We start from the raw sequence: 12,677 nt of genomic DNA, 5'->3' as shown, positions 1-12,677 counted from the left end.
CTTGTCCTACCCTGTTGACGGGTTTAGCACGTCTTGCGTATGCTTTTATTTTCAGCCTGCTTATCGCAGGCATTTTTGAAAAATGTTATGAAGTAAACTACTTCATTGCACTGGCCGGGAACTTATCCATATCATGATAATCAAGGTTTTCACCGGCCATACCCCAGATAAAGGCATAGTTGCTGGTACCACATCCGCTGTGGATAGACCATGCCGGCGAGACCACGGCCTGTTCATTCGCTACCCACAAATGACGGGTTTGCTGTGGCTGGCCCATAAAATGACAAACGCGCTGATCATCAGCCAAATTAAAGTAAAAATAGGCTTCCATCCGCCGGTCATGCTGGTGCGCTGGCATGGTATTCCAGACGCTACCCGGTTTAAGAACCGTCAGCCCCATCTGCAACTGGCAGGTCTCAACCACATCATTAATCATCAACTGGTGAATAGCGCGCTCATTTGAGGTTTCCAGCGCGCCCATTTGCAGCACAGTGCACTTGTCCATCGTTAAATGTTTAGTTGGATAAGCGTGATGCGCCGGGGCCGAATTTAAATAAAACTTTGCCGGTTTACTGCTGTCGATGCTATGGAAGCTGACATCTTTGGCTCCCATGCCGACATAAAGCGCTTCAGTATTTTTTAACTCGTAGCTCGTGCCATCAACATCAACCACACCGCTGCCACCAACATTAATTAAGCCAAGCTCACGTCGCTGCAGGAAAAACTGTGCTTTAAGTGCATCCGGCGAATCCAATTTCACTGCCGCCTTTACCGGCACAGCACTGCCGACAATAACCCGCTCATAGTGGGTGTAACAAAGTACCAGTTTGTCGGCCTGCATCAGGTTGTCTACCAGAAAATGCTGGCGAAGTTCATCAGTATCATAGTGTTTAACATCATCCGGATGAGTCGGATACCGGCTTTCAAAAATTACTGTCATAAAAATCTCGAATTAAAAAGTTTGCATTATCGAGCCAGCCAGCCACCGTCAACTGCCAACACGTGACCATTTACATAGTTACTTGCCTGCGATGCCAAAAATAATGCTGCCCCGGCTAAGTCTTCCGGCTCCCCCCAGCGAGCCGCGGGTATGCGTGCAGTAATAGCCGCATTACGATCGGTATCGGCCTGCAGCGCAGCTGTGTTATCAGTGCGAAAATAGCCGGGCGCTATCGCATTAACCTGAATATTGTATTGTGCCCATTCATTTGCCAACGCTTTAGTCACGCCAGCAATCGCATGTTTACTGGCAGTATAAGCAGGCACGGTAATACCGCCGCTATACGACAACATTGATGCAATATTGATAATTTTGCCCTGTTTGCGATCTATCATTTGGGCGCCCAAACGCTGGCTTAATAAAAACGCCGCATCTAAATTAACCGCAATCACTTTATGCCATTCTTGCATCGGAAATTGGTGTGCCGGTGCGCGGAAAATCGTACCGCCACAATTCACCAGTATATCTACCGGCCCCAGTGCTAAAGCCTTATCTGCCAAAGTGGCTACTGCCACTTCGTCACTTAAATCAGCAGTAAGCTCAAGTGCATTACCGTTGGCAGCAGCTATAGCCGCTAAAGTTTCCTTACAGCCATTTTGTTGCGAACTGGCGCACAGCACCTTCGCACCAGCCGCCGCCAGCGCAATAGCGATAGCCTGACCCAGTCCCCGACTGGCGCCAGTGACTAATGCCGTTTTATTGTTTAAAGAAAATAATTCAGTCAAAACAGCCTCCCATGTCTTTTAACTAGCTGAAGTCTTCTGACGGTGCAGTGCTTCAATAGTGTGTATAACACCACGAAGCTCAGCTAATCCTTTTAATCTACCCATGTAGGAATACCCTGGCTTAACACCTGGTTGATTGATCTCATCGGCCATTAAGTGTCCATGATCAGGCCTCATAGCCATACCTGCCTCTCCAGATTTAGCCCGACGACGTTCCTCACGTAGTAACGCATCAACCAACCCGACCATGTCGTTATCACCTTTTAAATGCTCGGCTTCATAGAACGAACCATCACTTTCGCGAATAACGTTTCTTAGATGCACAAAATGGATACGTGGACCAAATTCGGTTGCCATCTCGACCAAATTGTTGTCACAGCGTGCACCATAAGAGCCAGCGCACAATGTAAGACCATTAGCTTCACTTGGGACCGTCTTTAGGATTTTTCGGGCATCTTCAGCAGTAGATACAACTCGCGGCAATCCAAAAAGTGAAAATGGAGGGTCGTCAGGATGGATACACATCTTCACGCCATACTCTTCTGCAACAGGTATCACCTCATGCAAAAAAGCAAAAAGATTTTGGCGCATTCCTTCTGTACCTAACGATATAAACTGTGCAATAGCCTGACGAATACTGTTTCGGGTGTAGGAACCCTCACCACCAGGTAAACCTGCAATAATGTTTTGCTCAAGAAGCGTTTTCTCTTCTTCGCTCATCTTTGCAAAGCGCTCAGTCGCTCGGGTCATCACTTCTTGAGAATAACTTTGCCGAGCGCCATCACGTTGTAAAATGAAAACATCATAGGCTGCAAAATCTGTCATTTCGAAACGCAGCGCTTGGCTACTGTTGGCTAAGGTATATTTAAGGTTGGTTCTGGTCCAATCAACAACTGGCATAAAGTTATAACACACCAAGCCAACACCAGCTTTACCAGCATTTTTTACTGACTCTTTATAATTTTCAATGTATTGCTTGTAATTACCACTGCGGGTTTTTATATCATTGTGCATTGGAATACTTTCAATAACACTCCAGGTCAAGCCAGCTTGTTCAATCAGCTGCTTCCTCGCTTCAATTTCTGCTAAAGGCCATGCTTCACCCGTTGGTATATGATGCAACGATGTAACAATACCAGTTGCGCCTGCTTGCATGATCTTTTCCAACGAAATGTTATCGTCAGGGCCAAACCAACGCCATGTTTCCTGCATATTGAGTTCCTGTAATCAAACGATGCAAATAAAAATACTTAACTAAGTGTTAGCAGGTAGCACCACTTTGGTACTACCTGCGTATAACCTAAAACTTATAACCCGCTTGCAGCACAAAGGTACGGCCATCGTAATGAGTGGCTCGGGGTTGATACTCTGTATCTTGATACTCTTCGTAGAGCGTATTGGTCAGGTTGTAGCCTTTCAGGCTAATTGTCAGATTGTCAGTCACTTTGTAGTAAGCTGATAAATCCAACCGCCCAGCAGCTTTGACACTTTTGTTGCCTTCACCGTTAAAGGTGCCAACGCTTTCCAGCTCATACTCTGAGCGATAGTTATATGCCAAACGAATACCTAAAGGCCCTTGCTCGTAATAACCAATAACGTTGAAAGTATCCTCTGATATACCAGGGATACGGGCTTCTAACGGAGAATCCTGTGAGGTGTTTGAATAGTTGATAATGCCGCCAAAACCGTTCCATGGATAAGACAGGAAATTAAGATTTTGTTGAATAGAGAGCTCATATCCCTGCACCTTAATTTTGGCATTGGTGTTGCGAACTTGAGAGACATTTACGTTATCGCCATTAAGAATGTAATTCGGGTCAACATTGTTGTATGCATCATTACCATCAGTGACACAGGTCCCACTGCTAGACGTGATATTTCCTAAATCGATGCCATAACTTTCCAGAATTGCTTCATCACAGCTTGCTACTGAGGTGAAGAAATCACTGACATCCTTTCTAAATAAAGCCAGCGTAATTGCGCTGCCTTCACGGTTATACCATTCTAAAGATATGTCATAAGATTTAGCTGAAAACGGGTCTACATCAGCACCCGGCAAGGTCACATTAACCTCTCCAGGACGAGCAGCATCTATACGGGTAGATGGAGTTGCAGCGCGAATATTTGGTCGTGATATTGACTCGTTGTAAGCAAAACGTACTTTGAAGTCTTCAGTGACATCTATAGCCAAATTTGTACTAGGCAGTAAATAGTCATAGTCATTACTTACTGTCTTTGCAGGTGGGTTGTTAATATCGACAGCACCAAACGGATAAAAAGGTGCAGTTGCGTCTTGTGAGGATTTAACGTAGCGAGCACCTATGTTGCCTTCTACATTCATACCTTTAACGTCAAAACCAAAATCACTCATTAGATACAAAGCTGAAGTATCCAATGTAACATCATATACCAGGCCTGCACTTTGCTGCCCTCCGCGAGCGACCAAATTCGAATAAGGCACCCTTACAGCGATTTCTCCGGTGACAGGATCTGGATTAACATTGCCGATCGTCTGAGTAAGCATCGCATTTAAACTTCTTACATCTAATGCATACCAACCTTGTCCAGCACCTGCTATCCCCGGAGCTTCTCCACCAAAAAATGCTGATTGTGAGGCATACGCTGGATCCATGCGAATTTCATTAGTCAAAATACCGGTAAGTTCAAGCCCGGTTGGAGAACTGCGGGACCGATCAGAATCTTGAGTTTCCTGAGAATAACGATAACCGAACTGCACATTTCTGAAGATCCCAAGCTCAATAGCTCGCTTGGCATTGAACTCAACAGCATTTGCATCACGCTCTATAACTTCATAACTACCAGTAATGAGCGCCTGAACTCTATTGTTGTTTACAAGACTGGTTATACCGGCAGAACTTACAGTATCTAAAACTCGCCAATTTTGATTTAGATTCAGGTTATCAAAGTTATTTAACTCAACCAAAAAGTCTTTAATATTTCCTAAACCGGTATGTAGCCTGCCCGTAATGCCATTATTGCCACTACCTGTCATTGGCTCGAATCTCGGTGCATAAAGGATTTCGTTTAACTGGTTTTTCGATTTAGAAACTGTTACGGCAGCGTCCAGATCCCAAACATCACCCATCCACTCTGAATCAAGAATAGCCGCTTGAGTTTGCTCATATAAATCAAATACCCGAGAAGTATAGCCATAACTAAGATTACTAAAACTGATATCACTAACAGAGTAAATTGGTCTGCCGCTGACATCTATACTACCTGTATCAAATGGTGCAGATGTCGGAGTAATTTTAACTCCTGAATTACGCGGCCGGATGTCAATTTCTTGTTGACCATTCTCATCCATATCTCGCTCGGTATAGACAATCTGTGCACCAAATTTTAGCTCATCTGTCGGCTTAAATTCCAAACTGCCAGAAAAGGATGTTCTTCTGCCGCTGTTAAGCTCAGAGCCTTGACGCAACTCACCAGGCATCTTAGTAACCGCATTTTCTGGAATACCACTGGTCGCTTTCCACTGTGCATAGTTTTCGCCATTAGCTCCTACAAAGTTGCTGTTGCTTGGGATATTGTCATACCGATTAATTTTGATTGTATCCCTGCGAAATGTTTGCTCAGATGTTGCTAAGGTGCCAGAGATAGCCAGTTTATTTGGTATTAGATGCTTAGAACCTGATAAAACAAATTCAGCATCAATCGTATCGGCCAACTCTTCATTACGACCGGCTACAGAAACCGCTAAAGCACCGTCTTTCTTACTGAGCGCTTTAGGTAAAATCATATTAACTGTGCCTGCAATCCCTCCCTCTTGCATAGCAGCAGTTTGCGTCTTAATTACATCAACACCGTTAAAAATGGCCGGATCAAAGGCACCAAATGGTGTTGGTGCCCCAAAGGCTTTTTCACTGCGGGTAGGATTGGAAAAAGTTTGTCCGTTAGCGGTATTTAGCACAAAACCAGATGGAAGACTGCGTAAGTTAATGCTTGACTCGCGACGCTCGCCTTCCCTGTTCAATTGCACCCCAGGAACGGCCTGCAGAGCTTCACCTAAATCAAGAGCTGGCAAGGTACCGATATCATCTGCTGAAATACCATCGACAATCGTTGCGGCACTACGCTTCACATTTAACGCACTTGTTAAATTGCGACTAAATTGGGCTTTAACCTCTATTATCTCAATTTGCTCGGCCGTCGTTAACGCTTTGTCTTTGTTAACACTAGCACTGGAATTTTCGCTATCTTGTGCAAAAGCATTTGATAAATGAAGAGCAACAAAAGTGCTTAATAACGTTCTGGTAAATTGTCGTTGTGTTGCTTTATCGCTAACTGTTTTCATATTACCCCGTCCTTCCCGTCTTAAAATATTGCTGTTTTTTATTTTGGTTTTTTTGTCATCAGATTTAGTACAGCACTAACCCAATGACTGTACGATATTGAACCAATCTTGACTGGCTGTCAAGTGGCCTTACCAATATCAAGGGATTTATGTTTGATTCTTGACCAGAACTGAGGTAAAAAACGACGTCACAAATTTGGCGCAACTGGTTTTGCAAGGTGTGCGCGGCTAAAAGCCGCGACTTTTTTGAATGACACTGACCAACCACTAAGGTTTCAATTTGAGCACTTCTATAGGGTTATTCAATTCGAGTAATACAGACTCAAGGTATTGTTTAAAATCACTTATGTTTTCAACTCCCTTTTTTTGCGCTGCCCAGCGCGCGCCAAAGTAATATTCCACTAACCTAGATGGTTTTAAAATTACTAGTTCATTATGCGTATCAGACGTAACATTAATTAAATCACGTTGGCGAAAAAAAACCGCCATCCCCAACTGATCATTTGCAAGACTTTGTTGACCATAGGTAGCTATGTAATTCCATTCATTGTTTGAGGCCAAATTATCAAGCCGCTCAACACCGTGTTTAACTATGCCTACAGCAAGGTGGGGTAATAATTTGTCAGAACTAACGATAGCATGAGTAAGGTGTGACCCTGCCGTGATACTAAAATACCTTTTAATATCAAAGCGCTCATTACCTAACTGCCACCCCCGCTGCTCCAATAATGCCGAAGACTGCAAGTTTTCGCTGAACAACTTTACAGATTGAGAACTTAAGACTGTTGGTGGAATCAAAGTATTATCTTGCCAGGCAGCAATACCCCCGAGACCTAGTGAAGATCCAACTTTTAATATATCCATCCCCCAGTCGGCAAGAGCATGATAATCACTGCCATCCAGACCAACGTCTTGTAAAACTAAATCTGTAGTCAGTTTGCCAAAAATATCGATTAGCCCACGCTCATCAAAATAAAAACGATATGCAATCTGATCAGATTCCCATCCAAATCCTTCATATTTAAATAATTTATTACCAATTACATGATCTTCAGGTTTGGTCATTTCATTCACCTGCTGGTAATGCCCACCGCTGTACACACCATCTTCACCCCGACTACCGCCAATTCTCACAGCCATTTCCGCTTGTGTCTTTTGAGTCTGAGATAAGCGTAACCGACCGTGCAATAAAGAAGTAAACTCTATAGTCTGCGAGGTATTAGCTTCGAAATCAGCAAGTAAAAGTATGGAATCGACAATACCATCATGATCATTGTCAATCTGCTGGTTTTGGATTGGTTCACCAGATATTTTAGTGAAGTAGTCTGAGGTATCTTTATAAATTGAATGACAACCTAGCTGTTTTAAAGGTATATAAATCGGAGCGCTGGCGCGATATTGCGCTAAGGTGTTTGTGACTTTAAATGACATCTTGCACTCTGTTGGCGCCACATTTTTCAATTCCTTTGCTGCTACTTGGATGCCAGCTAGTAATGTCATACATGCGATCAATGGTATGGTCTTCATTAACTCCCCCTGTGTTTCAAATAATCGTAGACTTTTTTTTAAGCAGACTATAACCTAATAAAATTGGTAATGCCACCTTGCCAGAAATCATAACTATTGTGGCAAATTTTTAAAAAAGACAAAGGAGATTTGTATGAAACAATTTCTTACTGGCTTGGCTTTGGCCAGCGTTACACTGTGCTCTAGCTGCACTTCAGAGCATAATAACGATGCGAATAATAGTGTCGCAAAGGATCAACATCCTATTGCTACCTGGTACAAACCTATTAAATACCAAAAACCTGGTACAGCCTCTCTAACTTATAGCTCTGCATTAACTTCTGAAGCAATTACACAGGTTGCTAATCAAGTTGCTGATTGGCAGCTAGCTCAATATGACATTCGTTCAAATCAAATGCGGGTTGAAGATCGAGCGAGTGCGTTGCCTCAAGGCTGGATATACGCGACTTTGCATATCGGTCTCTCAGCTTGGGCTTTAGCCTCTGAAAATGAAATATATCACCAAACCGTTCGTAATATTTCAGCGGTAAATGATTGGCAATTAGGCCCCCGAGTTTATCACGCTGATGATCACGCCATTGGCCAAGTCTACATGGACTTATATCGACAGTATAAAAACCCCAATATGATTCGGCATCTCAAAAATACGCTAGATTGGGTAGTCGCACATCCGAGCCAGAGAACACTCAATTTTGAAGCAACAGAGCATGAGAATATTGAGCTTGCTTACCGCACATATGACGACCCTTGGTGCACACAACGATGGTGCTGGGCGGACGCAATTTTTATGGCACCTCCGGTATTTGCTCAACTTTCAGAACTAACTGGCGACAACAAATACCTTGAATTTATGGATAAAGAATTCTGGTTGGCAACAGACTATTTATACCGTTCAGAACAACAACTTTATTTACGAGATAGCCGGTACTTTGAGCGTAAAGACCCACAAGGACAGCTTATTTACTGGGGAAGAGGTAATGGTTGGGTACTTGCTGGTTTGGCAAGAACACTTTCATACTTACCTGAAGACTTTACACCTCGCTCACGGTATGTGGAGCTGTTCACTAACATGAGTAACCGATTATTAGCACTTCAAAATGTTGATGGCAGTTGGCCATCATCACTCTTAGAAAACAATAGCACAGCAACACCTGAATCTAGTGGCACTGGCTTGTTAGTATTTGGTCTGGCATGGGGAGTAAATCAAGGCCTGCTAGATAAAGCAACCTTTGTACCCGCAATAGAAAAGGGTTGGCAGTCATTAGTTAACAGTGTAAACGATAATGGTAGGATTGGTTGGGTACAACAAGTTGCTTATGCGCCTGGTAGCGCCACTGAACTTGATACTCAACTTTATGGTACAGGTGCATTCCTGCTTGCGGCATCTGAAGTTATAAAGCTAGGGCGAAACGCAAACTAATAGGTGACGGTATGAATGTAATCTTTTCAACTGCACTTAGTTGCATGATGTTTTTCTTGGCATTTATTTGTCATGCTCAACAAGACGCTGAGTTACTTGCAAAAACGTATTTGAACGAACCTATCCGATTATCTGAGTCAGCGCTACAACAGACAAAGCTACGGGCAAAGCAAGGTGACATCAGAACGCTGTCAGCCATAGCTTTCTTAGATAAGGCAGCAACTGAATTATTATCTGTACCCATATTTACCATCGTAAATAAAAGCATTTTGCCAGCCAGTGGGAATAAACACGATTACTTTAGCTTTGGTCCTTATTGGTGGCCCGATCCGACTAAAGCCGACGGTAAACCATGGGTCAAAATCGATGGAAAGATTAACCCAGCGTCACGAGAACCGGAGCAAGACAAAGTTGCATTTAAGCAATTTAGTGATGCAGTAACTACCCTTGCAACCGCGTATTTTTTTACGGACAAACCCGAGTATGCGCAAAAAACAGCCACTTTAATAAAAGCTTGGTTTCTGGATGAAGCCACCTATATGAACCCTCATTTAAACTATGCTCAGGCTATACCTGGTATAACCGATGGCCGCGGTATTGGTATTATTGATATGTGGTATCTATACCGAGTAATTGACGGCATCCGATTAATTCAGTCGTCTGCGGCATTAAGCGACGTCGATAACAGAAAGTTACAACAGTGGTTTTCAACCTATCTGGATTGGCTGATTAACAGCCCTCTTGGCATTGAAGAGCGAAACACACACAACAACCACGCAACTTTTTATGCATTACAAACCGCTATAGTGGCTTTTTATGTAGGGAAACATGACATTGCTCACCAGCAAGTTAAACATGCGACTAAGCTACTTAAGCAACAAGTTGAAAAAGACGGTCAACAACCTCACGAATTAAGTCGTACCCGTCCATTTCATTACAGTGTATTTAATCTGCAGGCGTTTGTCGGTTTGGCAGCCATAGCACCCAAAGTCGGCCTTGATTTGTGGAATCACCCCCAAGCTGAGTCGCCAACAATAAAAGCTGCTATCGAATACATACTGACTCGCACAAAGAGCTCTCAAAATTGGAATGGTAAACAGGAACGGCAGATTGAGCTCTTTCGGTTAATTCCTGTGCTACCTGATCTGGCTAGAGCCTATGATATTCCAGCCTCTGAGTATCAAGATATTTTGGATGCGTACCCTACCACGAGCGCCCAATGTGCATTGTTATTTGGTTTACCCCAGCCAATCGCTGCAAGTACTTCTGAATTTAGTCTCTGTGCATATTAAAACAGAGCTGGCATTATTTGAAAAAGGTCGGAGAACTTCTGATGGTTATAGCAAGAAATTCTGATATTCCATTGTTACTTCAAAGTATCTCCGGCCGCATTATTTATGCGTTCTTAATGCTACTTTTGGCTTTTTTGAGCACGACTTCAGTTCAAGCCCATGCGAATGACGCACATATGAATCTTCGGCAAACACAGCTATTCAATAAGAACTGGCAATATCTACAACATCACACAACAGATGTTAATGTAGCTTTAGCACAAAAAAACTGGCAATCCGTTGAGCTTCCTCATAGTTGGAATACAACAGATTCAATTGATCCATTACCTGGATACAGGCGAAGTGCCAGCTGGTATCGTACAAGCCTGACTCCAGCGACTAAACAACGGCGTATTCTGCATTTTGAAGGTGCCAATATGCGTAGCAGTGTATACGTAAATGGCCATTTGGCAGGTGAGCATGTAGGCGGTTATCTCGGATTTGACATAGAGCTGACCCCCTGGTTGTTGCAAGAGAACGTTAATGAGATTTTGGTTCGGGTTGATAACAGCTATAACCCCAATCTTATTCCCTCACAAAAAGCAGATTTTGTGCTGTTCGGAGGCATCACCAGAGACGTGTGGTTGAAAACTTTGCCGGACACATTTTTACAGCAGCTTGAAGTTAGTACTTCCCAAGTTCAAACCGGAAAGCCTGGCACCGAGTTTTCCATCACGATTAATTCAACAAATCTGGAGCGTAGAACGCTAATACTTAAAAGCAAAATTCTGGCTCCAGATAATTCGGAAGTCGCATTGAACCAACAATCAATCGAATTTGAAAGCCAATTACAAACATTTCAGATCAAAATGCCAAACATCTTTAACCCAGAACTTTGGTCAGTAGACAGCCCAAAACTCTATCGATTACAAGCTGCAATATACGATAAAGAAGGTAATCTGCTTGATCAAATAGATGAGCGTTTTGGCTATCGATGGTTTGAAATGCGACCTCATCAAGGTTTTTTTCTCAACGGAAAAAAACTGTTGATCCGGGGCACCCATAGGCATGAAGAGATTGCTGGGAAAGGTTCCGCTATGAGCAATGAGCAACATCGTGCCGATATGCAGCAAATTAAAGCCATGGGCGCAAACTTCGTCCGACTGGCACATTATCCGCAAGATCCTGAGATTTACCATGCAGCTGATGAACTCGGTTTGATTTTATGGGATGAACTACCTTGGGTTCGAGGCGGTAAAGGCGGCAAAGAGTGGGAATACAATACTGAACGCTATCTCAAACAACAGATTAAACAAAATTACAATCATCCAAGCATAGCATTTTGGTCACTTGGGAATGAGATGGATTGGGAGGAAGATTTTCCTGGCGGAGGCTCCCCTGAAATAGTTACCCCGTATTTGCGAAAGTTGAACGCCCTAGTAAAGATGTTAGATAAATCTCGTCTAACGACTTTGCGAAAATATCCTCCTGGAGCTGATATTGTCGATGCCTACTCACCATCCATCTGGATGGGTTGGTATGGTGGCGCTTATGGTCAGTATGGCGACGCTTTAGCTGCCACAATGAAACAGTATCCACACTTTATTCATATGGAATACGGTGGTTCAAGCCATGTAGGCCGTCATACAGAAAGCCCAATAGGCCAAAACGGATTTAATGAAATGCAAGTCAGTGCTCAAGATGCGATGAATCAAGCTGGCACAACAAGCATTGCCAACGCTTCAGACTGGAACGAAAGTTACATCGTTGACCTTTTCGACTGGCATCTAAAACTTTCAGAGTCAACACCGGGTTTTGCGGGCAATGCACAGTGGGCATTCAGGGACTTTGCTACACCGCTTCGACCTGAAAACCCCATCCCTTACGTTAATCAAAAGGGACTATTAACACGAGACGGCAAACCCAAAGACGCCTATTACGTATTTGCCAGCTATTGGTCAGACACTCCTTTTTGCTACATTATGTCAAAAACTTGGACAAAGCGTCAGGGCTCAAAAAATGGCCGACCAGTAAGAGTTTACTGCAATACCAACACTGCAGAGCTATTTTTAAATGGCCAAAGCTTAGGTGTAAAAAAACGAGACGTAACGATCTTCCCTGCCGCAGGATTAGTTTGGGAAGTCCCATTTATTAAGGGTGCAAATGAATTGAAGGTTATCGGTAAGATTGACAATAAAGTAGTAGAAGATAATTTAAAGGTTGAATACGAACCAACACCTCACGGCAAACTAAAGCGAGTTGAACTGACTTATAGTAATCTTGAAGATGGTAGCCTACTCATAGCGGCGGAGGCTTTAGACGAAGATGGTTTAAGAGTATTGAATTTTAATGAAAGAGCCTTCTTCTCCAACCTTACAGATTCAGGCTTTTTCAGCACGCATCAGGGCACTCCAAC

General features: G+C 43.3%; 8 protein-coding genes. 3 read left to right on the top strand and 5 right to left on the bottom strand.

The genetic code is table 11. The annotated features are described in order from the left end of the window. Nucleotides 1-97 precede the first annotated feature (97 nt). From kduI to JAO78_RS16055, 5 genes are all read right to left on the bottom strand, one after another. Nucleotides 98-940, bottom strand: a complete 843-nt coding sequence (gene kduI / locus JAO78_RS16075; RefSeq protein WP_226752379.1) for a 5-dehydro-4-deoxy-D-glucuronate isomerase — start codon at nt 938-940, stop codon at nt 98-100. Between the two features lie 26 nt (nt 941-966). Continuing rightward, the gene (locus tag JAO78_RS16070; protein ID WP_226752378.1) at nt 967-1,725 is read right to left on the bottom strand and encodes an SDR family oxidoreductase; all 759 of its coding nucleotides are present in this window, start codon (nt 1,723-1,725) and stop codon (nt 967-969) included. An 18-nt stretch (nt 1,726-1,743) separates the two neighbouring features. Further along, on the bottom strand, nt 1,744-2,937 hold the full coding sequence (uxuA, locus tag JAO78_RS16065; RefSeq protein WP_226752377.1) for a mannonate dehydratase: 1,194 nt from the start codon (nt 2,935-2,937) through the stop codon (nt 1,744-1,746). A gap of 88 nt (nt 2,938-3,025) precedes the next feature. Then, a complete protein-coding gene (locus tag JAO78_RS16060) occupies nt 3,026-6,043 on the bottom strand; it encodes a TonB-dependent receptor (protein ID WP_226752375.1) in 3,018 nt (1,005 codons plus the stop codon). Nucleotides 6,044-6,310: 267 nt separating this feature from the next. Continuing rightward, the gene (locus tag JAO78_RS16055) at nt 6,311-7,570 is read right to left on the bottom strand and encodes a DUF4861 family protein (protein ID WP_226752374.1); all 1,260 of its coding nucleotides are present in this window, start codon (nt 7,568-7,570) and stop codon (nt 6,311-6,313) included. A 133-nt stretch (nt 7,571-7,703) separates the two neighbouring features. Here JAO78_RS16055 and JAO78_RS16050 point away from each other — a divergent pair, with 133 nt between their 5' ends. The 3 genes from JAO78_RS16050 to JAO78_RS16040 form a co-directional block, all read left to right on the top strand. Then, nucleotides 7,704-8,990, top strand: coding sequence for a glycoside hydrolase family 88/105 protein (locus JAO78_RS16050; RefSeq protein ID WP_226752373.1), 1,287 nt, complete (start codon nt 7,704-7,706; stop codon nt 8,988-8,990). 11 nt (nt 8,991-9,001) lie between these two features. Continuing rightward, complete coding sequence (locus JAO78_RS16045; protein WP_226752372.1) at nt 9,002-10,282, top strand: alginate lyase family protein; 1,281 nt, start codon at nt 9,002-9,004, stop codon at nt 10,280-10,282. A 41-nt stretch (nt 10,283-10,323) separates the two neighbouring features. After that, the coding region (locus JAO78_RS16040) for a glycoside hydrolase family 2 protein (protein WP_226752371.1) at nt 10,324-12,677 on the top strand (2,354 nt) is incomplete at its 3' end.

The sequence above is a fragment of the Alishewanella maricola genome (genome assembly GCF_016343785.1).
GTDB classification, from domain to species: Bacteria; Pseudomonadota; Gammaproteobacteria; order Enterobacterales; family Alteromonadaceae; genus Alishewanella; species Alishewanella maricola.
The sequence above is the reverse complement of the archived record's forward strand: the minus strand, read 5'-3'. Positions and strand labels throughout refer to the sequence as shown.